Raw genomic sequence first — 24,124 nt, 5'->3', positions numbered from 1 at the left:
GTAAAAAATATTCACAAAGGGGGATGGTTATTTCTTAGAGGAGGATTCCGGCAGTTTCACAAACTAGGAAGGATTTTAAGGAGGTTTTTGCTTTGAGTAAAGTAATGACGTTAAAAGACGCAATCGCCAAGTATGTGCACAGTGGTGATCACATTGCTCTGGGTGGCTTTACGACTGACCGTAAACCCTATGCGGCTGTGTTTGAAATCCTGAGACAGGGCATCACGGACCTGACCGGTCTGGGCGGTGCTGCCGGCGGCGACTGGGATATGCTGATCGGCAACGGCCGTGTGAAAGCCTACATCAACTGCTATACCGCCAACTCCGGTGTAACCAACGTTTCCAGACGGTTCAGAAAATGGTTCGAAGCCGGCAAGCTGACCATGGAAGACTATTCCCAGGATGTTATCTACATGATGTGGCATGCCGCTGCTCTGGGCCTGCCCTTCCTGCCTGTAACCCTGATGCAGGGCTCCGGCCTCACCGATGAATGGGGCATCAGCAAGGAAGTCCGGAAGACCCTGGACAAAGTTCCTGATGACAAGTTCAAATACATCGACAACCCCTTCAAACCGGGTGAAAAAGTGGTGGCTGTTCCTGTTCCTCAGATCGATGTGGCCATCATCCACGCTCAGCAGGCTTCTCCTGATGGCACCGTACGCATCTGGGGCGGCAAATTCCAGGATGTGGATATTGCGGAAGCAGCCAAATACACCATCGTTACCTGCGAAGAGATCATCTCCAATGAAGAAATCAGAAGAGATCCCACCAAGAACGACATTCCCGGCATGTGCGTAGATGCCGTTGTCCTGGCTCCTTACGGTGCTCATCCGTCTCAGTGCTATGGCCTGTATGACTACGACAACCCGTTCCTGAAAGTCTATGACCAGGTCTCCAAGACCCAGGAAGACTTCGATGCTTTCTGCAAAGAATGGGTGTTCGACCTGAAGGATCATGACGAATACCTGAACAAACTGGGTGCCACTCGTCTGATCAACCTGAAGGTTGTTCCCGGTCTGGGCTATCACATTGACATGACGAAGGAGGACAAATAACAATGGCTGATTACACGAATTATACCAATAAGGAAATGCAGGCTGTGACCATTGCCAAACAGATCAAAAATGGTCAGGTTGTAACGGTTGGTACCGGTCTGCCTCTGATCGGCGCCAGCGTGGCCAAGAGAGTTTATGCTCCTGACTGCCACATCATCGTGGAAAGCGGTCTGATGGACTGCTCCCCTGTGGAAGTTCCCCGTTCCGTTGGTGACCTGCGGTTCATGGCTCACTGCGGCTGCATCTGGCCGAATGTCCGGTTCGTCGGCTTCGAAATCAACGAATACCTGCACAAGGCCAACCGTCTGATCGCCTTCATCGGCGGCGCTCAGATCGACCCCTACGGCAACGTGAACTCCACCTCCATCGGCGACTACCATCATCCGAAAACCCGTTTCACCGGGTCCGGCGGCGCTAACGGCATTGCCACCTATTCCAACACCATCATTATGATGCAGCATGAAAAACGCAGATTCATGCAGAAAATCGACTATGTGACCAGCCCGGGCTGGATCGACGGCCCTGGCGGACGTGAAAGACTGGGTCTGCCCGGCGATGTTGGACCTCAGCTGGTAGTAACCGACAAAGGGATCCTGAAATTCGACGAAAAGACCAAACGGATGTATCTGGCTGCCTACTATCCCACTTCTTCTCCGGAAGACGTCCTGGAAAACACCGGGTTCGACCTGGATGTATCCAAGGCTGTGGAACTGGAAGCTCCGGATCCGGCAGTTATCAAACTGATCCGTGAAGAAATCGACCCGGGCCAGGCTTTCATCAAAGTCCCTGCTCCGGAAGCAAAATAAGACATTCGGGAGGAAGAAGTTAAATGGGTTTTTACTCTATGCCTAGATATTTCCAACAAATGCCTCAGGTGGGCAAACCCCTGAAAAAGGTGGATGCCGCCAATGAAGAACAGCTGAAAAAGATCGAAGAAGAGATCCATCAGCTGATCAAAGCCGCTCAGGAAGCCGGCAAGGCAGATGCTGATGTAAACAAGAGAGGGGAACTGACCGCTCTCCAGAGAATTGAAAAACTGGTGGAACCGGGCTCCTGGAGACCCCTGAACACCCTGTTCAATCCTCAGGGCAACAAGAACGGCTCCGTGGCCATCGTCAAGGGCCTGGGCCGTGTAAACGGCAAATGGTGCGTAGTGGTGGCTTCCGACAACAAGAAGCTGGCCGGCGCCTGGGTCCCTGGCCAGGCTGAATGCCTGCTGCGGGCTTCCGACACTGCCAAGACCCTGCACGTGCCTCTGGTGTATGTGCTGAACTGCTCCGGCGTTAAGTTCGACGAACAGGAAAAGGTATACCCCAACCGTCGTGGCGGCGGTACTCCCTTCTTCCGGAACGCTGAACTGAACCAGCTGGGCATTCCCGTCATCGTGGGCATCTACGGCACCAACCCTGCCGGCGGCGGCTATCATTCCATCAGCCCCACGGTGATCATTGCCCATGAAAAAGCCAACATGGCTGTAGGCGGCGCCGGCATTATGGGCGGCATGAACCCCAAAGGCCATGTGGACCTGGAATATGCCAACGAAATCGCTGACATGGTGGACCGTACCGGCAAGACCGAACCTCCGGGAGCTGTCGACATCCACTACACCGAAACCGGTTTCATCCGGGAAGTCTATGCTTCCGAAGAAGGCGTTCTGGAAGGGATCAAGAAGTATGTAGGCATGCTGCCCAAATACGATCCTGAATTCTTCCGGGTGGACGATCCGAAAGCACCGGCATTCCCGGCTGACGATCTGTACACCATGGTTCCCCTGAACGACAAACGGGCTTATGACATCTACAATGTTATCGGCCGTCTGTTCGACAACAGCGAAATGCGGGAATACAAGAAAGGCTACGGTCCTGAAATGGTTACCGGCCTGGCCAAAGTCAACGGCCTGCTGGTGGGCGTTGTGGCCAACGTCCAGGGCCTGTTGATGAACTACCCTGAATACAAGGCTGCCGGCTCTGTGGGTATCGGCGGCAAGCTGTACCGTCAGGGTCTGGTGAAGATGAATGAATTCGTCACTCTCTGCGCCAGAGACCGTCTGCCCATTGTCTGGATCCAGGACACCACCGGGATCGATGTGGGCAACGATGCGGAAAAGGCTGAACTGCTGGGTCTGGGCCAGTCCCTGATCTACTCCATCCAGACTTCCCACATCCCTCAATTCGAAATCACCCTGAGAAAGGGCACCGCTGCTGCACACTATGTACTGGGCGGGCCTCAGGGCAACGATACCAACGCCTTCTCCATCGGTACGGCCGCTACAGAAATCGCCGTTATGAACGGTGAAACCGCCGCTACCGCCATGTACTCCCGGAGACTGGCCAAAGACCGGAAAGCCGGCAAGGATCTGCAGCCGACCATCGACAAGATGAACAACCTGATCCAGGCTTTCTACACCAAATCTCGTCCGAAAGTCTGCGCCGAACTGGGTCTGGTAGACGAAATCGTAGACATGAACAAAATCCGCGGGTATGTGGAAGCCTTCACGGAAGCTGCTTATCAGAATCCGGAAAGCATCTGCCCGTTCCATCAGATGCTGCTGCCTCGTGCCATCAGAGAGTTCGAGACTTTCGTAAAGAAATAATCCTTACGGAGGAACTGTTTTAATGAGTATCTATACCTTGGGAATCGATGTTGGATCTACTGCATCCAAGTGCATTATCCTGAAAGACGGAAAAGAGATCGTGGCAAAATCCCTGGTAGACGTGGGGACCGGAACTTCCGGTCCCGCACGTTCTATTGCGGAAGTCCTGGAAAATGCCCACATGAAAAAAGAAGACATGGCCTTTACCCTGGCTACCGGTTACGGGCGCAATTCGCTGGAAGGCATTGCCGACAAGCAGATGAGCGAACTGAGCTGTCATGCCATGGGCGCCAGCTTTATCTGGCCCAACGTCCATACGGTCATCGATATCGGTGGTCAGGACGTGAAAGTCATCCATGTGGAAAACGGGACCATGACCAATTTCCAGATGAATGATAAATGCGCTGCCGGTACTGGCCGTTTCCTGGATGTTATGGCCAATATCCTGGAAGTGAAGGTTTCTGACCTGGCTGCACTGGGAGCCAAATCCACCAAACGGGTGGCCATCAGCTCCACCTGCACCGTATTTGCTGAAAGTGAAGTCATCAGCCAGCTGTCCAAAGGAACCGACAAGGACGACATCATTGCCGGGATCCATCGTTCCGTGGCCAGCCGTGTCATTGGCCTTGCCAACCGGGTGGGGGTTGTGAAGGATGTTGTGATGACCGGCGGTGTGGCCCAGAACTATGGCGTGAGAGAGGCTCTGGAAGAAGGCCTTGGTGTGGAAATCAAGACTTCTCCCCTGGCTCAGTACAACGGCGCCCTGGGTGCCGCTTTGTACGCGTATAAAAAAGCAGCCAAATAAGCTGCATACCATGTAAAGAAGGAAGGATCATTATGCCAAAGAAAGTAAGCCCTGGCGTTCAGGCATTGAGAGATGTTGTTGAAAAGGTTTACAGAGAACTGCGGGAAGCCAAAGAAAGAGGAGAAAAAGTAGGCTGGTCCTCTTCCAAGTTCCCCTGCGAACTGGCAGAATCTTTCGGTCTGCATGTAGGGTATCCTGAAAACCAGGCTGCCGGCATCGCTGCCAACCGTGACGGCGAAGTGATGTGCCAGGCTGCTGAAGATATGGGGTACGACAACGATATCTGCGGCTATGCCCGTATTTCCCTGGCTTATTCCGCAGGTTTCCGCGGTGCCAATAAGATGGACAAAGACGGCAACTATGTCATCAACCCCAACAGCGGGAAACAGATGAAAGATGCCGATGGGAAGAAAGTCTTCGACGAAAACGGCAAACCCGTGATCGATCCCAAGACCCTGAAACCCTATGCTACGGTAGACAACATCTATGAAATCGCTGCCCTGCCGGAAGGGGAAGAAAAGACCCGCCGTCAGAACGCACTGCACAAATACCGTCAGATGACCATGCCTCAGCCGGATTTCCTGCTGTGCTGCAACAACATCTGCAACTGCATGACCAAATGGTATGAAGACATTGCCCGTCGGCACAACATTCCTTTGATCATGATCGACGTTCCTTACAACGAATTCGACCATGTAAACGAAGCCAACGTAAAATACATCCGGTCCCAGCTGGATACGGCCATCCGTCAAATGGAAGAAATCACCGGCAAGAAGTTCGATGAAGACAAATTCGAACAGTGCTGCCAGAACGCCAACCGTACCGCCAAAGCTTGGTTGAAGGTTTGCGACTATCTGCAGTACAAACCGGCTCCGTTCAACGGGTTCGACCTGTTCAACCATATGGCTGACGTGGTAACCGCCCGTGGCCGTGTGGAAGCTGCTGAAGCTTTCGAACTGCTGGCCAAGGAACTGGAACAGCATGTGAAGGAAGGCACTTCCACCGCTCCCTTCAAAGAACAGCATCGTATCATGTTCGAAGGGATCCCCTGCTGGCCGAAACTGCCGAACCTGTTCAAACCGCTGAAAGCCAACGGCCTGAACATCACCGGCGTTGTGTATGCCCCTGCTTTCGGGTTCGTGTACAACAACTTGGACGAACTGGTCAAAGCCTACTGCAAGGCTCCGAACTCTGTCAGCATTGAACAGGGTGTTGCCTGGCGTGAAGGCCTGATCCGGGACAACAAGGTTGATGGGGTACTGGTTCATTACAACCGGTCCTGCAAACCCTGGAGCGGCTACATGCCTGAAATGCAGCGTCGTTTCACCAAAGACATGGGTATCCCCACTGCTGGATTCGACGGTGACCAGGCTGACCCGAGAAACTTCAACGCGGCTCAGTATGAGACCCGTGTTCAGGGCTTGGTCGAAGCCATGGAAGCAAATGATGAAAAGAAGGGGAAATAACAATGGCTATCAGTGCACTTATTGAAGAGTTCAAAAAAGTATCTGCCAGCCCGAAGACCATGCTGGCCAACTATAAAGCCCAGGGCAAAAAAGCCATTGGCTGCATGCCTTACTATGTGCCTGAAGAACTGGTCTATGCTGCAGGCATGGTTCCCATGGGCGTATGGGGCTGCAACGGCAAGCAGGAAATCCGTTCCAAGGAATACTGTGCTTCCTTCTACTGCACCCTGGCTCAGCAGTCCCTGGAAATGCTGCTGGACGGGACCCTGGACGGCCTGTCCGGGATCATCACCCCGGTTCTGTGCGACACCCTGCGTCCCATGAGCCAGAACATCAAAGTGGCCATGAAGGACAAGATGCCCGTTATTTTCCTGGCTCATCCCCAGGTTCGTCAGACTGCAGCCGGCAAGCAGTTCACCTATGATGCCTACAACGAAGTGAAAGGCCATCTGGAAGAAATCTGCGGCCATGAAATCACCAATGATGCCATCCTGAATGCCATCAAAGTGTACAACAAGAGCCGTGCTGCCCGCCGTGAATTCTGCAAACTGGCCAACGAACATCCTGATCTGATCCCTGCTTCCACCCGTGCCGCCATCCTCCGTGCCGCTTACTTCATGCTGAAGGATGAATACACCGCAAAGCTGGAAGAACTGAACAAGGAACTGGCAGCTGCTCCTGCCGGCAAGTTCGACGGCCACAAAGTGGTTGTTTCCGGCATCATCTACAACATGCCCGGTATCCTGAAGGCCATGGACGACAACAAACTGGCCGTGGCTGCTGACGACTGCGCTTACGAAAGCCGCAGCTTCGCTGTAGACGCTCCGGAAGATCTGGACAATGGTCTCCAGGCTCTGGCCGTACACTTCTCCAAACAGAAGAACGATGTTCTGCTGTACGATCCGGAATTCGCCAAGAACGCCCGTGCTGAACATGTGTGCCAGCTGGTGAAAGACAGCGGCGCCGAAGGCGTTGTGGTATTCATGATGCAGTTCTGCGATCCGGAAGAAATGGAATATCCTGATCTGAAGAAGGCTCTGGATGCACATCACATTCCTCATGTGAAGATTGGTGTGGACCAGATGACACGCGACTTTGGTCAGGCTCAGACCGCTCTGGAAGCTTTCGCAGAAAGCCTGTAAGAGAATTCTAAAAGAGGCTGTTGCTTAGGCAACAGCCTCTTTTTTTGGTATAATGGAGAAAAAACAAAGGAGAAACCATCCATGAGCCTTTCAGAGGAATACAATCGCAAACGGAAAAACAGTGCAGGGGAAGTGCTGGAGGAACTCCGGGACGGGGACTATGTGCTGTCCGCCCAGGCCATGGCGGAGCCGGTGACTTTGCTGGAAGCCATGCCCCTCTTGAAAAAACGGGGCCGGAAAGGCATTACCTACAACTCCTGTATGCCCATGGCGGATCTGCCCTGGTACCATGATCCCTCCATGGCCGGAACCCTGGACCATGTGTCCTGGTTCTTCAGTGCCCCCACCCGGAAGGCTCATACAGAAGGTCTGTGCAGCTTCCTTCCCGCCGGATCCACCAGCCTTGTCCGGAAGACTCTCCAGCGGGTGGAGGCCCGGAACCGGCGGCCGGTACTCCTGGCTACGGCTTCTCCCATGGATGCCCACGGGTATTTTTCCCTGTCCCTGTCCGCCCTGTTCGAACGGGACATCATCGACCGGGGAGCGGTGGTGCTCCTGGAAGTAAGCCCCCATTTTCCCCGGACCTGGGGGGATACCCTGCTGCCCATTTCCCAGGTCACAGCCTTTGTGGAAACGGACCGGAAGCCTCCCGTATCCCCGGTGCCCGGTCTGGGGGACCTGGACCGGAAGATTGCCGCCCAGGTGGCGGAACTGATCCCGGACGGATCCACCCTCCAGCTGGGGGTGGGGCACATTCCCAGCGCTGTGGCAGAAGAACTGAAGGTCCGGCATCATTTGGGAATCCATTCCGGGCTGTTCAGTGACAGCCTGATGGACCTGATCCGGTGCGGAGCCGTGGACAACAGCCGGAAAGGGTTCCAGGAGGGAGTCTCCCTCTGCGCCTTTGCCAACGGGTCCCAGAAGCTCTATGACTTTCTGGACGGGAATCCGGGGGTGATATTCCGCAGAGGGACCTTTGCCAATGAACCCAGGATCATCGCCCGGAATCGGAACATGGTGTCCCTGAACACCGGGCTGGAAATCGACCTTACCGGGCAGATTGCCGCAGAATCCATGGGGTTTGCCCAGTTTTCCGCCACCGGGGCCCAGACGGAAACCATCCAGGGGGCCCAGCTGTCTCCCGGAGGGAAATCCATCCTGGCTCTCCGGTCCGTGTATGCCGTCCGGAATGCAAAGGGGGAAAAGGTGCTGAAATCCAAAATCGTCCCCTGTTTCCGTCCTGGAACTGTGGTGTCCACCTCCCGGAACGACATAGACTATGTGGTCACTGAGTATGGAGTGGCCTGGCTGCGGGGGGCCTCGGTAAAGGAACGGGTGAAAGAACTGGTCAGCGTGGCCCATCCCGCCTTCCGGGAAAAACTCCTGGCAGCGGCAAAGGAGAAGGGGCTGGTGTAAAGGAGTTGACCGTTGACAGGGGTGTTACTTATGCAGGCAACACCCCCTTTTACAATATCTCCTCCACGGTCTTTTGGATCAGGTCCACAAAGGCCTGGAGGTTTTTGCTTTTGGCTTTTTCTTTTTTGTAGCAGATGGTAAGCCAGGGGTACCGGGCCGGGTCCCCGGTACGGAAATACCGGACCGGTTTGGAGGTGTGGAAGGCCTGGGTGTAGGATTCCATACAGAAAGCGATGCCCATTCCTCCGGCAGCCAGGCGGACGGCTGTTTCAATGTTTTCGATTTCCCTGGTACGGGGAATTTTTCCCAGATCTGCCAGCAGTTTGTCTTCCTGGAGCCGGATCTGCTGGCTGTGGCTTTGGAGGAGGAACGTTTCTTCTTTCAGCAGTTCTCCAGGCAGATAGGGGAAACGGCTGTCGGGCAGGGGACGGGCCTTTTGGCAGAGAGGATGGTCCGCCGGCAATACCACCAGGAATCCTTCCTGCCGGAGCCTGCGGCAGACAAAATCGGGATTTGGAGCATCCTGGAAGCAAAGGATCAGATCGAACTGGTCCCGGGCCAGATCCTGGATCAGTTCCTGATAGTGCCTGTGCTGGAGCCGGAGTTCCACCTGGGGATGGCTTTTGTGGAACTGAGTCATTAAAGTGGGCATCAGCAGGGCCGAAAAAATCAGATAGGTACCGATCCGCAGCCGGTCTTTTCGGTTTTCCTGGAGGGCCTGGAGCCTTCCTTCCAGCTCCCGGTCCAGGGCCAGCATCTCCCGGGCGGCTGCCAGCACCAGTTCTCCGGCTTCGGTGGGCACCACCTGCTTGCTTTGGCGGGTGAACAGCGTCTGATGGAGCCGTTCTTCCAGCTTTTTCACAGCAATGCTCAGGGTAGGCTGGGTAATGTACAGTTTACGGGCAGCCGTATGGTAGCTGCCGGTTTCAGCCAGGGTACAGAGATACTGCAGCTGGCGGAGATTCAGGACCATGGCCGGACTCCTTTCAGCAGAGGGGTTTGAAAAAACGATTGAAAAAATTTATCACTTAATAAAATACCACAATTTGAATTTTCGCACAATGCCCCGTACAATACAGGTATCAGAACAACAACAGACCGGGCATTGCCCGGGGAAAGGGAAGTGACTGGTATGGCCAATGGGAAAACGGTGAAGAAGATGAAGGTGCCTCACACCTTTATCATTATTTTTGCCCTGATTGTAGCTGCGGTGATCCTGACCTGGATCATTCCCGCAGGGATGTATGATTTTGTGAAGAATGCCAGCGGGAAAAAGGTGGTGGATCCGGCTACCTTCCACTATGTGAAAAGTTCCGGGGTCAATCCTCTGAAGATTCCCCTGTACATTATCCAGGCTTTCAGCAAAAGGATCGACCTGGTGATGGTGATCCTTATGGCCGGGTCCGCCTTCCATGTGGTGACCAAAACCGGTTCCCTTCAGGCCATCCTGGCCCTGGGAGCCCGGAAGTTCTCTGACCGGCTGGATGTGTTCATCCCGGTGCTCACCCTGATTTTCGGGCTGATCTGCACCACCCAGGGAGCCAACACCTTCATTCCTTTTGCGCCGGTCATGGTGATGCTGGCCATGGCCATGGGGCTGGATTCTCTCACCGGGGCGGCCATTATGCTCCTGGGCGGGGCCATCGGGTTTTCCACCGGCACCCTGAACATGTACACCACGGTGGTGGCCCAGAACATTGCGGAACTGCCCCCTTATTCCGGGCTGGGATACCGGGCCTTCTGCTTTGTGGTCTATTATATCGTCACCAATATTTTCCTGATCCGGTATGCCAAAAAGGTGAAGGCCCGTCCGGAACTGAGCCCCATGTACGATCTGGATCAGGAGGCAAAGGCTTCCGGAGATGCCATGGATCTGGAAAAGACCGGCATCCTGGACCGGAACAAAGTACTGCCCCTGGTGCTCCTTGTCATTACTTTTGTGGTGATCATTTACGGAGCCATTGCCCTGAAATGGGGTATGAGCGAAATGTCCGCCCTGTTCCTGGTGTACGCGGTGGTGGCGGACCTGGTCAGCGGCGCCAGTGCCAATGAAATGTGCAAAGATCTCATCGACGGCAGCAAACAGATGCTGGGAGCCGCCTACATCATCGGCATGGCCACTGCCATCAGCACCATTATGAATGACGGGAAGATTACCTACACCATCGTCCACAGTCTGTCCTCCCTGCTGGAAGGGCTGCCGGCGGTGGTAATCGCACCGGGGATGGTCCTGGCCAACACCGTCATCAACATTTTCCTCACCAGCGGCAGCGGCCAGGCGGTGGCAGTGATGCCCATCCTGACCCCTCTGGCGGATGTGCTGGGGGTGACCCGGCAGACCACGGTGCTGGCCTTCAACTTCGGGGACGGATTCTGCAACTATGTGCTGCCCACCTCCACCGCCCTCATGGGGACCCTGAGTGTTACCAATATCCCTTATGACCGGTGGATGCGGTTCATGTGGAAACTGTTCCTGATCTGGCTGATTGTAGGCTGTATCCTGGCCTCTATCGCCCAGTTCATCCATCTGGGACCTATGTGATACTTTGAGTGAAGAGTGAAGAGTGAAGAGTGCAGAGTGGGTGACCGGAGAGAAAATCGGTCAGGGACCTGCGGAAGGAGAAAAAGATGCTGGATGAAATGATTGCCCGGGCCAATAACTGGGTGGACGGACATGCAAAAGAACTGACGGACATGGCAGATGCCATTTTTGACCATCCGGAAATCGGACCTCATGAGGTGTTTGCCAGCAAACTGCTGACGGACTGGCTGGAAGCCCACGGTTTTGCCGTGACCCGGGGCATCGGGGGCCTGGAGACCGCCTTCCGGGCTGTGTGGAAAAACGGAGAAGGGGGACCCAATCTGGGGCTCCTGTGCGAATACGACGCCCTGCCGGGCATGGGCCATGGCTGCGGCCATCAGATGCAGGGACCGGCGATCCTGGGGGCGGCAGAGGCCATCCGGCAGGCAGCCGGGGACAATCCTTTTACCCTGACGGTGTACGGGACTCCCGGAGAAGAAAACATCAGCGGCAAATACATTATGATCCGGAACGGCTGTACCTTTGAAGAGCTGGATGTGGCCCTGATGATGCACGGGGGGCCGGCCACCCAGACGGACATCAAATGCCTGGCCAATGCAGAATATGACCTGACCTACCATGGAAAAGCCGCCCATGCGGCCCTGAAACCGGAAGCGGGCCGGAGCAGTCTGGATGCCATGTGCCTGGCCTTCCACGGCATGGAATGTCTCCGGGAGCATGTGACTGACGATGTGCGGCTCCATTACAACATTACCGACGGAGGCGGCACCGCCGCCAATGTGGTGCCCAGTCTCACCAAAGCCCAGGTGATGGTACGGGCCAATACTGTAAAAGCGGTGAAGGAACTGATGGTCCGGCTGGAAAAGATCTTCCAGGGGGCGGCTCTGATGACGGAAACGGAAGTGGAGGCCAAAGTGGGAAAAATCCTGGATAACAAGATCCCCAACCTTCAGCTCAACGACATTCTGATGAAGCATGCCCGGGCACTTCAGGCCCCCAACTGTCAGCCTCCCCGGCAGCGCACCGGATCCACGGATTTTGCCAATGTAATGCACCGGGTCCCCGGGTCCTGCATCCGGGTGGCCTTTGTGCCAGACGGCACCAGTTCCCATTCCCCGGAATTCATTGCTGCCGGGAAAAGTGAAGCCGCCCACAAGGCCGTGGCCTTTGGGGCCAAGATCCTGGCGGATACGGTTCTGGAACTGGTGGAGAATCCGGAAGAACTGGCCGCCATCCGGCAGGAATTCCAGGAACGGCTGGCTGCCGAAGACAAGTGACCGGAGAGTGTCACCTGGTTTCACTGTAAACTTGAAAATCTGTAACAGAGGACGGAGAAGCCCATTCCGTCCTCTTTTTCTTTGGGTGGGTCCTGGACTGTCCCGGTACGGAAAGAGCTTGGAGCGCGAAAAAACGTAACAGCCGTGCTTTCCAAGGAAACACACTATCTATAGTGTTCTTTTGGGGTATAAAACGATTTTTGCCACAAGATATAGTTGCTGAAACGGGAGTTTTGGTGTATCATATCTATCAGCGACAAGTGCGGAACTGGAAAAAGGATTTGTACAGTTGCAGTTTTTCATGTATAATAAGGATAGTTATTCTTAAATACGGTAAATTATCAACAAATATTCTAAGGGGGAGCGGCCATGAAGGTTATCAAACGGGACGGATCCACGGTTTCTTTTGACCGGAACAAGATCGTCACTGCCATATCCAAAGCCAACAAGGCAGTGGAAGAAAAAGAACGGCTGGGACAGGAAGACATCGAAGAGATAGCTTCCTTCGTAGAGCATAAAAATAAAAAGAGACTGCTGGTGGAAGACATCCAGGACATGGTGGAAAAACAGATCATGGTCCGGGGCCATTATGAACTGGCCAAGGCTTATATCATCTACCGGTATAACCGGGCCCTGGTCCGGAAGGCCAACACCACCGATGATTCCATCCTGAGCCTGATCAGCAACAAGAACAAGGACGTAATGGAGGAGAACTCCAACAAGAATGCAGTGATGGTATCCACCCAGCGTGACCTGATCGCCGGGGAAGTATCCCGTGACCTGACCCGCCGGGTAGTGCTGCCGGAGAAGATCTCCAAGGCCCATGACCTGGGGGAAATCCACTTCCATGATGCGGATTACTTCATCCAGCCCATGTTCAACTGCTGCCTGGTGAATCTGGGGGATATGCTGGACAACGGCACGGTGATGCACGGCAAACTGATCGAAAGCCCCAAGAGCTTCCAGGTGGCCTGCACCGTTATGACCCAGATCATCGCTTCCGTGGCGTCCGCCCAGTATGGCGGCCAGTCCGTGGACGTGTCCCACCTGGGCAAATATCTGCGCCGGAGCCGGGAAAAATTCCGCAAGCGCCTGATTGAAACTACCCATGGCCAGCTGCCGGAAGAAGAAATGGAAGCCATCCTGGACAGCCGGATGAAGGACGAACTGGCCAGCGGCGTCCAGACCATCCAGTACCAGATCAACACCCTGATGACCACCAATGGGCAGTCTCCCTTTGTGACGCTGTTCCTGCACCTGGACCCCAATGACGAATACATCGAAGAAAATGCCCAGATCATTGCGGAAATCCTCCGGCAGCGGCTGGAAGGCATCAAAAACGAAGTGGGCGTCTATGTGACCCCGGCCTTCCCCAAACTGGTCTATGTGCTGGATGAATTCAACTGCCTGAAAGGCGGCAAATATGACTACCTGACCAAACTGGCGGTCCAGTGCTCCATCAAACGGATGTATCCGGACTATATTTCCGCCAAGAAGATGCGGGAAATCTACCAGGGGAACGTGTTCTCCCCCATGGGCTGCCGGTCCTTCCTGTCTCCCTGGAAGGATGAAAAGGGCAACTACAAGTTCGAAGGCCGGTTCAACCAGGGGGTTGTGTCCCTGAACCTGCCCCAGATCGGGATCCTGGCCAAAGGGGACGAGGAAAAGTTCTGGAAGCTGCTGGATGAACGGCTGGAACTGTGCTACGATGCTCTGATGGTCCGGCACAATGCCCTGAAGGGGATACGCAGCGATGTAAGCCCCATCCACTGGCAGAACGGCGCCATTGCCCGTCTGAAGAAAGGGGAAACCATCGACAAGCTGCTGGAAGGGGGCTATTCCACCCTGAGCCTGGGGTACATCGGCCTGTACGAATGCACCAAGGCCATGAAAGGCTGCAGCCACACCACTCCTGAAGGGGAAGAATTCGCCATGCGGGTGATGAAGCGGCTGCGGAAAGCCTGCGACGACTGGAAGGCACAGACCGGCCTGGGCTTTGCCCTGTACGGCACGCCGGCAGAATCCCTGTGCTACCGGTTTGCCCGGATCGACAAGGAACGGTTCGGAACCATCAAGGATATTACCGACAAAGGATATTACACCAATTCCTACCATGTGGATGTGCGGGAACCTATCGACGCCTTCAGCAAATTCAAGTTCGAAGCCCAGTTCCAGCCTATTTCCTCCGGCGGCTGCATTTCCTATGTGGAAATTCCCAACATGAAGAAGAACCCCACCGCCATCGAGGATGTGGTCCGGTTCATCTACGACAACATCCAGTACGCGGAGTTCAACACCAAATCCGACTACTGCCAGGTGTGCGGCTTTGACGGGGAAATCCAGATCAACGACAATCTGGAATGGGAATGCCCCCAGTGCCACAACAAGGATCAGTCCAAGATGAACGTGACCCGGCGGACCTGCGGCTATCTGGGAGAAAACTTCTGGAACGTGGGGAAGACCAAAGAAATCAAATCCAGAGTGCTGCATCTGTAAGGGGGCTTTTCGTTGAATTACGCAACCATCAAAAAATGTGACGTGGCCAACGGCCCCGGGGTACGGGTTTCCCTGTACGTCAGCGGCTGCACCCACCACTGCAAAGGCTGTTTCAACCAGGAAACCTGGGATTTCGCCTTCGGCAAGCCCTTTACCCAGGCCCAGCTGCAGGAAATCCTGGAAGACCTGGAACCGGAGTACATCAGGGGGTTCTCCCTTCTGGGAGGGGAACCCTTCGAACCGGCCAACCAGGAAGTGCTGGTGGGGGTGCTGCGGCACATCCGGGAGCGGTATCCGAAAAAGACCATCTGGTGCTACAGCGGCTATCTTTTCGACCACGACATGCTGGCCGGAAAGCTGGGGGACCCGGCCATTACCCGGGAGATGCTGGGGTACCTGGATGTGCTGGTGGACGGGGAATTTGTGGAAAGCAAAAAGAACCTGAACCTGCGTTTCAAAGGCAGCGAAAACCAGCGGATCATCAACGTGCCCAAGTCCCTGGAAACCGGGACCATCGTCCTGTGGGATGGAGAGGAATATGCATGAGTGAAAAAATACGGCTCCGGGAGCTTCCCGGGGCCGTATTTTTTGTCAGCGGTCAATGGTCACTGGCCCACTGACAAATTTGCAGGCAAATTTTTGAATGGAAACGCAGCTGTCTTTGGCAGATAGTCTCCATTGGCCTTTGACCGTTGACGGGGCTGTTGCTCAGGCAACAGACCCATTTCCAAATCTCCCCAAAAATGGTAGAATAACCCTGTTGATTGCAAAGTTTTTCTGATGTTTTCATTGGATTTTGGAGGGGATTTCCATGGATGTACTGCATATGACGGAAGATGCTTTGGAAGCGCAATGTATTGAATGGCGCCGGTGGTTCCACGAACACCCGGAAGTGAGCACGGAAGAAAAGAATACCTCGGAGAAGATTTTCCATATCCTGAAGGACTTGGGACTGGATCCGGTCCGGGGCCAGGGCCACTACGGGGTGGCGGCCACCATCACCGGAAACAAACCCGGGCCCATGGTGGCTCTCCGGGCGGATATGGACGCCCTTTCCGTCAGGGAAGATACAGGACTGCCCTATGCCTCGAAAAATCCCGGGGTGATGCATGCCTGCGGCCATGACATCCACATGACCACCCTGCTGGAAACGGTTCTTCGGCTGCTCCGGCGGAAGGACGAGATCCAGGGCAGCGTCCGGCTGCTGTTCCAGCCTTCGGAAGAGCTGGCTCCCACCGGCGGCGCCCGGTACATGATCAAAGACGGGTTCCTGAAGGACGTAAAGGCGGTATTCGGTCTCCATGTATGGCCCAACTTTGTCTGCGGCCAGATCGGGGTAAAGCCTGGGGCCATGATGGCCGGTTCCGACCGGATCAAGGTGGTGATTAAAGGACGGACTTCCCATGCAGGCCATCCTCAGGAAGGCATCGATGCCATTATGGCGGCAGCGGACTTTCTCCAGCAGGTGAGCCACATTGTCAGCCGGCGGGTGAGCCCTCTGGCCACGGCCACCATCAACATCGGTACCATCCACGGGGGATCCCGGTATAATGTGGTGCCTGATGAAGTGACCCTGGAAGGGACCATCCGGACCCTGGACGAAACCAACCGGAAACGGATCCCGGAATTCATCCAGGGCATCCTGGACGGCCTGAAGGCCTCTGCAGGCGTGGACTGCGAATTCAACTATTACTATGGCTACCCGGTACTGGACAACTGGCCGGTTCCGGAAAAAGTGGTGGAGGATACGGCCCGGCAGGTGCTGGGGGAAAAAGGTCTGGTGTCCCATGTGGTGCCGGATCTGACGGCGGAAGACTTCGGCTTCTACATGCAGGATATCCCTGGCTGCTTCCTGTGGCTGGGCTGCGGCACCGAAGGGGAACCGGTCCACGGCCTCCACAACGCCAAACTCTGTCCCAACGAAAACGCCCTGGTGGTGGGCTCCAAGCTCATGAGCCAGGTGGTGATCAACGCCCTGGAGGCTCTGAACCAGGGTGTGGATTTCAGCAAAAAAGACTGAAGGAGAAATTTTCATGAAAATGGCTTTTATCGGTGACAGCCTGGTAAGCTGCACCAACGAAACCCTGGCCAACACCTGGTATGACATCGCTTCCAAAAAGATGGGCTTTGAAGTGGTGAACAACGCTGCCGGGGGCAAACTGACCCTGGTCATGTGGGGTATGTTCAAAATGGATGTGGTGGATGAAAAGGCCGACGGGGTGTTCCTGTGCTGCGGCATGAACGACATCCTGCTGGACGAACCCATGAGCTCCATTGAAGAAAACATGGCCGGTACTCTGGACAAGGCCCGGGATGCAGGGCTGCCCATTGTGATCCTGGGGATCCCACCTTTGACCCGGATCGAAAGTACGGAAAAGGGCTGGCAGCTGCCCAGTGAATTTGAAAAGCACAATGCGGCTCTCCGGGAATACCGTCAATGGCTCCAGGAAGAAGCAGAACGCCGGAATCTTCCGGTGCTGGACTATGAACAGGTCCTCAGCGAAGCGGAAAAGAAAACCGGCCGGAGCATGTTCCAGGATGGCCTCCATCCCAACAAAGAAGGGTACCAGGCGGTAGCGGAAGCCTTTGAAGAAGTGCTGAAAGCCGCTCTCCAGGAGCAGGCATGAAGCTGGAACACAACCAGCCGGTGATCATGACCCGGTCCGTGATGCTGTCCATGGCCAATTCCGCCGGACACCTTTTCGGTGGCACCCTTATGGGCTGGATGGACGAACTGAGCGGGATCACTGCCCACCGGTTCGTCTGGACCCGGGTGACTACAGCTGCTGTAAAAGGCATGAACTTTTACGTGCCCATCCCCTACGGTACGGTTCTTCAGCTGGAAGGCCGGGTGATCCGGGTGGGGAACACCTCCATGGAGGTGGAAGTGGTGGCCTGGCTGGAACCGGAACAGGAAGACCAGGAGCCCGTCCGGGCGGCGGATGCCCTGTTTGTGTACGTATCCCTGGACGAAAACCGGAAACCGAAAAAAATCCAGCGGTCTCTTTGAGACGCTGGATTTTCTGTATCAGGAAAGGAAGCAAACCATGATCTATTATTTTTCCACCACCGGCAATTCCCTGGCTCTGGCCCGGAAACTGGCCGCCGCCCTGGGGGACGGGATCTGTTCCGTCACCCGGACCAGGGAAAAGACACTGGAAGGGCCGGCCGTCGGCTTGGTGTTCCCGGTGTACTACGGGGATGTGCCTGCCAATGTGCAGGATTTTGTCCGCAGCCACGCTTTCCCGGAAGGCGTCTATGTGTATGCTCTGGCCACCTGCGGCAGTACCTGGGGCCGGACCTTCCGGACCCTTCAGCAGCTCTTGGGAGAAAAGGGCTGCCATCTTGCCTGGAGCCGGGCAGTACCGCTTATCGCCAACAGCACCATCTGCATGAAGTCCCATATAGGGTATGACCTGAAAAAACTGGACAAGGAGGAGGCCCTGGTCCGGGAAGGGGCGGAAGCGGTGAAAAACCGGAAGGAAGACCATTCCCAGGAACAGGATTCCCTGATGGCCGGGCTTTTTGACACCTGGTTGGGACGGAAAATCGGGAACTGGTATCTGGCTGTGCAGGTGGCACCGGACCGGTGTGTCCGCTGCGGGGAATGCGTACGGCTGTGCCCTGTGGAAAACATCCATCTGGGGGAAAAAGCGGCGGTGATGGGGAATTACTGTCTCCACTGCCTGGCCTGTCTCCATGGCTGTCCCCATCAGGCCATCACCGCCCGGGGCCGGGTGGTATTGAAAGAAGACCAGTACCGGCATCCGGGAGTGACGGTGCAGGAGTTGGAACGGTAAACAGAGGGGGTGCTGCACGTTGCGTGCAGCACCCCCGTTTTTCTTATTCTTTTTTTGTTCCGCGTCCCTTCACACAATACCCGATCCATCCCAAAAACACCAGGGCGATGACCATCCACTGGGCCAGGGCGGCGGGGCCCTGTTTGGCGAACAGGTCGTCGTAGCCTTTCAGGTAGATGGCCAGGATCACCAGGGGCAGGCCGTAGGTGTAATACAGTTTCCATTGGTCAGCCAGGTTCCGGCCGGCACCCTGGTTCACTTCCTCCAGGAAGTGGGTCCAGCCCCAGCCGTTTTTCCGGGTGCAGAACAGCACAAAGGTCAGACCGCCCAGGGGCAGCAGGTTGTTGGATACAATGAAATCTTCCAGATCCAGGACACCGGTGCCCGGTCCCAGAGGCTGGAAGCTGCTCCACAGGTTGAAGCCCAGGACGCAGGGAATGCTGCCCAGGGCAATGAGGGCAAATACGAACCAGGCGGCTTTGGGCCGGTCCCAGCCCAGCAGTTCCCGGAAGCAGGCAATGATGCTTTCCATGACCGCAATCACCGTGGACAGGGCTGCAAAGGACAGGAACACAAAGAACAGGCTGCCCCAGATCTGGCCTCCCGGCATCAGAGTGAACAGGTTGGGGATGGTGAGGAAGATCAGGGAAGGGCCGGCATCCGGCTGGATCCCATAGGCGAAGCAGGCGGGGATGATGATGAAGCCGCTCATGAGAGCCACAAAGGTGTCCAGAGCGGTGATGGTCAGGGCTTCTCCCGGCAGGCTCCGCTTTTTGTCCATATAGGAAGCAAAGATCATCATGGCTCCGTTGCCGGCGCTGAGGGTGAAAAAGGCCTGGCTCATGGCGGCATAGATCACATTTCCCCAGCCCAGTTTTTCCAGAGAAGCGAAATTGGGTACCAGGTAGAATTCAATGCCCTTTTCCGCTCCCGGCAGGAACAGGGAATGGACCGCCAGGATGATCATCAGGATTAGAAGGGCGCTCATCATCACTTTGGTAATCCGCTCGATGCCTTTTTCCAGTCCCATATAGCAGACCAGGAACCCCAGGAGGCAGGACAGGAAGGTCCAGAAGCCCATGGAAAGAGGCTGGGCCAGCATCTCTTGGAAGGTGGTCTGGATAAAGGCCGGAGACTGGCCCACAAAGGTTCCCTTCAGATGGAGCCAGCAGTAGTTCAGCATCCACCCGGTAACCGTGGTGTAGTACAGCATCAGCAGGATGACCCCCGCAATGCCGATGTATTTCAATCGGGGCCAGCGGCTGCCGGCGGGAGCCAGCCTGTCAAAGCAGCGGGCTACGCTCTGGCGGCTGCTGCGGCCCAGGGCGAACTCACACAGGAGCACCGGGATCCCCAGGATCAGCAGGAAAATCAGGTACAGAAGGATAAAGGCGGCCCCTCCGTATTGGCCGCACAGATAGGGGAATTTCCACACATTGCCGATGCCGATGGCGCAGCCGGCGCTGACCAGGATGAAGCCCAGACGGGATTGGAAGGAATCACGGGTGCTTTGCTGTTCTGACATAAGACTACCTCACTTCTATGCTACGAATGATTAATATGTTACAATTTTACAATAAATCTCTGGGGAATGCAAAAAAAAATAAGGGCTGCTGCCTGTGCAACAGCCCATTTTTCATGCTTTCTTTCTTGACGCTGTGTAGAATATGAATCCCAAAAACAGTGCTGCCAGGACCAGCCACTTGGCCAGGACTTCCGGGCCCTGTTTGCTGAACATGTCGTAATACCCTTTCAGATAGATGGTGATGATCAAAAGGGGCAGCACATACAGAAGGTAATTCCGGAGGGACGACGGCAGGTTCCGGCCTTCTCCGTCATTGGCTTCCCCCAGGAAGTTTTTCCAGCCCCAGCCGTTCTTTTTGGTGCAGAACAGCACAAAGGCCAGGCTGCCCAGAGGCAGCAGGTTGTTGGAGACGATGAAATCTTCCAGGTCCAGGATGGAAGACCCGGGGCCCAGGGGCTGGAATCCGCTCCACAGATTGAAGCCCAGGACGCAGGGGATGCTCAGGAGCACAATGGCCAGTCCGTTGATGGCCACGCTTTTTTTCCGGCTCCAGCCGTACAGGTTCATGCCAAAGGCGATGATGTTCTCAAATACGGCAATCACCGTGGACAGGGCTGCAAAGGACAGGAACACAAAGAACAACATGCCCCAGAACCGGCCGCCCGGCATTTGGACGAACAGATTGGGAATGGTCAGGAAAATCAGGGAAGGACCGGCGTCCGGCTGGATCCCGAAGGCGAAGCAGGCGGGGATGATGATGAATCCGGCCATGAGAGCCACAAAGGTATCCAGCGCTGTAATGGTGGAGGCCTCGCCGAACAGGCTCCGGCCGTGGGGCAGGTAGGCTCCGAATATCAGCATGGCTCCGATGCCGATGGACAGGGTAAAGAAGGCCTGGCTCATGGCGGCGTAGATCACATTCCCCCAGCCCAGCTGGGCCAGGGTGTCAAAATTGGGTACCAGGTAGAACCGGATCCCTTTTTCCGCTCCTTCCAGGAACAGGGAGTGGCCGGCCAGGACGATCATCAGCAGCAGCAGGGCGCTCATCATCCATTTGGTGATCCGTTCCACCCCGTTCTGGATCCCCAGGTAGCAGACCCCGAAGCCCATGGCGCAGGTGAGCACCATCCAGAACAGCAGGTTGGACGGATCTTTGAGCATGGTTCCGAAGGTGGCGGTGATGAACTGGGGCGAGGCTCCCACAAAGGTGCCGGTAATGTGGAGCCAGCAGTAGTACAGCATCCAGCCGGTAACCGTGGTGTAGTACATCATCAGCATATAGCAGCCCACGATGCTGATGGCCTTGAACCGGTGCCAGCAGGTGCCGGGAGGTTCCAGCACTTCGAAGCTTTTGGCGGCGCTGCAGCGGCTGCCCCGGCCGATGGCGAATTCGCAGACCATCACCGGGATCCCCATAATGAGCAGGAACACCAGATAGATCAGGATAAAGGCGGCGCCTCCGAACTGGCCGCACAGGTAGGGGAACTTCCACACATTCCCGATGCCGATGGCACAGCCGGCGCTCACCAGGATGAATCCCAGCCGGGAGCTGAAGGATTCTGTAGATACACCTTTCTCAGACAAAAAAACACCTCATTTCAAAATGTGACAATTCAGTGATTTATATTGTATTATAGTCTGGAAGAAGTTGCAACCTTATTGTTTTACTCAGAGCCAGCGAAGCTGGCATCCATTGACCGTTGACAGCTGACAGCGGCGGCCCTGTGGACGCCGCTTATCTCGCCTTCGGCTGGATCATGGGCGGAGTCTGGGCCTTGACCTTGGGACCGGTGGGAACGGGGCCCTGAGGCTGGGCAGGCTGGGGCAGAGGAGCGGCAGTTTGTTTGTTCATGGCCGGGGTCTGTTTCTGTCCGGCCTGGGGGAAAGATTTTTTCGGCGCTGCCGTCTTGGGACCGGTTTTCTGCTGGTCCATGATCCGGTTCCGCTCCTGGGCCGCTTTTTCCTCTGCCCGCTGGGTGGACAGGCTGCGCCAGAAAAAAAGACCGGCAGCCAGTACGGCAATCAGGATGATGGACAGGAGACGCTGGGGGGAGAAACGGGGTCTTTCCCTTAAAGAAGAGGCTGCCTCCGGCTGCTTTCCCTCCGGAAAGCCCGTCAGCCATTTCATGATTCTGCGAAGCATGGCAAAAATCCTTTCTTATAGAAAAAAAGTACCGCCCGACTGATCAGTCCGGCCGGCAGAATCTATTGTACATTTCCTGGGGGGAAAAAACAATGTGTGATATAATAAGAAATCATTGCGGCAATATGCAGGAAAAGGAAGGAATCCATGGCTAAAAAATATTTTTTCTTTGACATCGATCGGACCCTGGGGCTGGGAATCACCGGGCAGGTGCCGGAAGACACCCAGTACTGTGTGGATGAACTCCAGCGGCAGGGGCATTTTGTGGCCCTGGCCACAGGACGGCTCCAGTGCGATGCGGCGGCTTTTGCGGCCAAACACGGCATCCGTTCCATGGTGGCCGACGGGGGCAACAGCCTTACGGTGGACGGGAAGATCCTGGAGATGGAAGGGCTGCCCCTGGCACCGGCCAAGGCCCTGCTCCGGGAACTGACGGAACGGAACCAGCCCTGGTCCGTGGTGCTGGACAACACCCTGGACCGGTACACTCCCTATCCGGATTATCCCCGGGAGGATCCGGGAAACTACATGAACACCAAAGTCCAGCCGGTGGACATCGACGGCCTGGAACAGGTGTACAAAATCATGTATGTCCGGGAACAGCCGGGCACGGAACCGGCGGACCGGCGGCAGCTGCCCCATCTGCCCTTCATCGACAACACCTGGCTGGTGGAACCGGTGGACAAGGGGGCCGGCATCGAAAAGCTTATGGGCCTTATGGGAGCGGATCCCAAAGATGCGGTGGTGTTCGGAGACGGACTCAATGACATCACCATGTTCCGGAAGCCTTTTTTCGGGGTGGCCATGGGGAACGCCCGGCCGGTGATCAAGGTCCGGGCGGACTACATCACCGACGACAACGACAAGGGAGGCATCCTCAATGCCTGCCGGAAGTTCGGGTGGATAAGAGATTAGTGCAGAGTGCAGAGGAAAGAGGGAAAAGGAGTAAGATGAAAATTTGGAAAATCGTGACAGGGGTGCTGGTGTTCAGCCAGATTTCTCTGGGGATGGCCCTGGCGGCGGCCCCGGCCCTTGATAAAATCGTCAAACCTTCCAAGGGCTATGTGTGGCGTCTGGATGCGGCCAACAAACTCCGGCTGCCCCGGTCCTGGCGGGTGGACCCTGCCAACCGGATGAGCGGCAGCGGCCAGCCTTCCATCCTGAATCTGGCGGCGCTGACCCAGGAACTGCAGAAACAGGGCATCCAGCCAAAACAGGTGATCCTGGTGGACCTGCGCCAGGAGGACCATGGATACCTGAACGGCACGGCGGTAAGCTGGTACGGGGAAAACAACTGGGCCAATGTGGGAAAATCCGATGCCGCCATCCGGAAGGAGGAAGCCCGGCGGCTGGAAAAGGAAGAAAACCGGGAAACACCCTACTACCATCTGGACAAAAAGAAAAAGCCCCATTACAAGGGAACGGAAAAAGTCCAGGCGGCCCTGACGGAACAGCAGGCAGCGGCTCTGTTCGGCCTGGGCTATGCCCGGTTTGCCAGTACGGACCATACCTGGCCGGAACCGGCGGAAGTGGACGCCTTCCTCCAGTGGCAGAAAAACCTGCCGGCGGATGCCTGGCTCCATTTCCACTGCCAGGCCGGGAAAGGCCGGACCACCGCCTACATGATCATGCGGGATATCTGGCTCAACGGGCAGCAGGACAGTCTGGAAACCATCTGCGCCCGGCAGCATGCCCTGGGGGGACAGGATGTGCTCCACATGACCCATAAGGAAGAGTGGCGCCAGACCATCGACGACCAGAAAATCTACCGGCTGAAGCAGTTCTATACATATGTAAAAGAACTCCAACAGGGAAAAATCACCCAAAGCTGGACGGATTATCTGAAAGAGAATCCGTGAAAAAA

Annotated in this window: 21 protein-coding genes; 17 read left to right on the top strand and 4 right to left on the bottom strand. The window is 55.7% G+C overall.

The annotated features are described in order from the left end of the window. Nucleotides 1–92 precede the first annotated feature (92 nt). The 7 genes from gctA (at nucleotide 93) to FX155_RS04060 (ending at nucleotide 8,477) form a co-directional block, all read left to right on the top strand. Nucleotides 93–1,055: a glutaconate CoA-transferase subunit A gene (gctA, locus tag FX155_RS04090; protein WP_022487677.1), complete on the top strand. Its 963-nt coding sequence runs from the start codon at nucleotides 93–95 to the stop codon at nucleotides 1,053–1,055. Nucleotides 1,056–1,057: 2 nt separating this feature from the next. Beyond that, nucleotides 1,058–1,861: a glutaconate CoA-transferase subunit B gene (gene gctB / locus FX155_RS04085; RefSeq protein WP_022487676.1), complete on the top strand. Its 804-nt coding sequence runs from the start codon at nucleotides 1,058–1,060 to the stop codon at nucleotides 1,859–1,861. Nucleotides 1,862–1,884: 23 nt separating this feature from the next. Continuing rightward, on the top strand, nucleotides 1,885–3,648 hold the full coding sequence (gcdA, locus tag FX155_RS04080; protein ID WP_022487675.1) for a sodium ion-translocating glutaconyl-CoA decarboxylase subunit alpha: 1,764 nt from the start codon (nucleotides 1,885–1,887) through the stop codon (nucleotides 3,646–3,648). A gap of 22 nt (nucleotides 3,649–3,670) precedes the next feature. Further along, nucleotides 3,671–4,453: a (R)-2-hydroxyglutaryl-CoA dehydratase activase HgdC gene (hgdC, locus tag FX155_RS04075; protein ID WP_022487674.1), complete on the top strand. Its 783-nt coding sequence runs from the start codon at nucleotides 3,671–3,673 to the stop codon at nucleotides 4,451–4,453. Nucleotides 4,454–4,485: 32 nt separating this feature from the next. Beyond that, nucleotides 4,486–5,919, top strand: coding sequence for a (R)-2-hydroxyglutaryl-CoA dehydratase subunit alpha (gene hgdA / locus FX155_RS04070; RefSeq protein ID WP_022487673.1), 1,434 nt, complete (start codon nucleotides 4,486–4,488; stop codon nucleotides 5,917–5,919). A gap of 2 nt (nucleotides 5,920–5,921) precedes the next feature. After that, a complete protein-coding gene (gene hgdB, locus FX155_RS04065) occupies nucleotides 5,922–7,061 on the top strand; it encodes a (R)-2-hydroxyglutaryl-CoA dehydratase subunit beta (protein WP_022487672.1) in 1,140 nt (379 codons plus the stop codon). An 81-nt stretch (nucleotides 7,062–7,142) separates the two neighbouring features. After that, entirely contained in the window at nucleotides 7,143–8,477 is a 1,335-nt protein-coding gene (locus FX155_RS04060; RefSeq protein WP_154487848.1) for an acetyl-CoA hydrolase/transferase family protein, read from the top strand. A 49-nt stretch (nucleotides 8,478–8,526) separates the two neighbouring features. Here the strand turns inward: FX155_RS04060 and FX155_RS04055 are convergent, their stop codons facing one another. Further along, nucleotides 8,527–9,450, bottom strand: a complete 924-nt coding sequence (locus tag FX155_RS04055; RefSeq protein ID WP_154487847.1) for a LysR family transcriptional regulator — start codon at nucleotides 9,448–9,450, stop codon at nucleotides 8,527–8,529. 159 nt (nucleotides 9,451–9,609) lie between these two features. Between FX155_RS04055 and FX155_RS04050 the strand changes: the two genes are divergently transcribed. The 8 genes from FX155_RS04050 (at nucleotide 9,610) to FX155_RS04015 (ending at nucleotide 18,592) form a co-directional block, all read left to right on the top strand. Further along, a complete protein-coding gene (locus FX155_RS04050) occupies nucleotides 9,610–11,019 on the top strand; it encodes a YfcC family protein (protein ID WP_154487846.1) in 1,410 nt (469 codons plus the stop codon). Nucleotides 11,020–11,105: 86 nt separating this feature from the next. Continuing rightward, nucleotides 11,106–12,296 (top strand): M20 family metallopeptidase, encoded by a 1,191-nt coding sequence (locus tag FX155_RS04045; RefSeq protein ID WP_154487845.1) that lies wholly within the window; start codon nucleotides 11,106–11,108, stop codon nucleotides 12,294–12,296. Between the two features lie 369 nt (nucleotides 12,297–12,665). Next, nucleotides 12,666–14,792, top strand: a complete 2,127-nt coding sequence (nrdD, locus tag FX155_RS04040; protein ID WP_154487844.1) for an anaerobic ribonucleoside-triphosphate reductase — start codon at nucleotides 12,666–12,668, stop codon at nucleotides 14,790–14,792. Nucleotides 14,793–14,804: 12 nt separating this feature from the next. Beyond that, nucleotides 14,805–15,338, top strand: a complete 534-nt coding sequence (nrdG, locus tag FX155_RS04035) for an anaerobic ribonucleoside-triphosphate reductase activating protein (RefSeq protein ID WP_012939145.1) — start codon at nucleotides 14,805–14,807, stop codon at nucleotides 15,336–15,338. 265 nt (nucleotides 15,339–15,603) lie between these two features. Further along, complete coding sequence (locus FX155_RS04030; RefSeq protein WP_022487665.1) at nucleotides 15,604–16,812, top strand: M20 metallopeptidase family protein; 1,209 nt, start codon at nucleotides 15,604–15,606, stop codon at nucleotides 16,810–16,812. 13 nt (nucleotides 16,813–16,825) lie between these two features. Next, nucleotides 16,826–17,419: an SGNH/GDSL hydrolase family protein gene (locus FX155_RS04025; RefSeq protein ID WP_022487664.1), complete on the top strand. Its 594-nt coding sequence runs from the start codon at nucleotides 16,826–16,828 to the stop codon at nucleotides 17,417–17,419. Continuing rightward, the gene (locus FX155_RS04020) at nucleotides 17,416–17,802 is read left to right on the top strand and encodes an acyl-CoA thioesterase (RefSeq protein WP_154487843.1); all 387 of its coding nucleotides are present in this window, start codon (nucleotides 17,416–17,418) and stop codon (nucleotides 17,800–17,802) included. Before FX155_RS04025 ends, FX155_RS04020 begins: the two co-directional genes overlap by 4 nt. 37 nt (nucleotides 17,803–17,839) lie before the next feature. Beyond that, nucleotides 17,840–18,592: an EFR1 family ferrodoxin gene (locus FX155_RS04015; RefSeq protein WP_195839607.1), complete on the top strand. Its 753-nt coding sequence runs from the start codon at nucleotides 17,840–17,842 to the stop codon at nucleotides 18,590–18,592. A 43-nt stretch (nucleotides 18,593–18,635) separates the two neighbouring features. Here FX155_RS04015 and FX155_RS04010 read toward each other — a convergent pair whose 3' ends face one another. The 3 genes from FX155_RS04010 to FX155_RS04000 all read right to left on the bottom strand — a co-directional run bounded on the left by FX155_RS04010 (nucleotide 18,636) and on the right by FX155_RS04000 (nucleotide 22,260). After that, nucleotides 18,636–20,117 (bottom strand): sodium-dependent transporter, encoded by a 1,482-nt coding sequence (locus FX155_RS04010; protein WP_154487841.1) that lies wholly within the window; start codon nucleotides 20,115–20,117, stop codon nucleotides 18,636–18,638. 111 nt (nucleotides 20,118–20,228) lie between these two features. Further along, a complete protein-coding gene (locus tag FX155_RS04005; RefSeq protein ID WP_154487840.1) occupies nucleotides 20,229–21,701 on the bottom strand; it encodes a sodium-dependent transporter in 1,473 nt (490 codons plus the stop codon). A 151-nt stretch (nucleotides 21,702–21,852) separates the two neighbouring features. Then, nucleotides 21,853–22,260 (bottom strand): hypothetical protein, encoded by a 408-nt coding sequence (locus tag FX155_RS04000; RefSeq protein WP_154487839.1) that lies wholly within the window; start codon nucleotides 22,258–22,260, stop codon nucleotides 21,853–21,855. Between the two features lie 147 nt (nucleotides 22,261–22,407). On the opposite strand from FX155_RS04000, the gene FX155_RS03995 reads away from it, so the two are divergent. Further along, nucleotides 22,408–23,175, top strand: a complete 768-nt coding sequence (locus FX155_RS03995) for an HAD family hydrolase (RefSeq protein WP_154487838.1) — start codon at nucleotides 22,408–22,410, stop codon at nucleotides 23,173–23,175. A 35-nt stretch (nucleotides 23,176–23,210) separates the two neighbouring features. Continuing rightward, nucleotides 23,211–24,119, top strand: a complete 909-nt coding sequence (locus FX155_RS03990) for a hypothetical protein (protein WP_154487837.1) — start codon at nucleotides 23,211–23,213, stop codon at nucleotides 24,117–24,119. The last annotated feature ends 5 nt before the right edge of the window (nucleotides 24,120–24,124 follow it).

Origin of the sequence: Acidaminococcus fermentans, from assembly GCF_009696675.1 — a bacterium.
Lineage (GTDB): Bacteria > Bacillota > Negativicutes > Acidaminococcales > Acidaminococcaceae > Acidaminococcus.
Note: the sequence above shows the minus strand (reverse complement) of the source record. Positions and strands in the feature narration are given on the sequence as shown.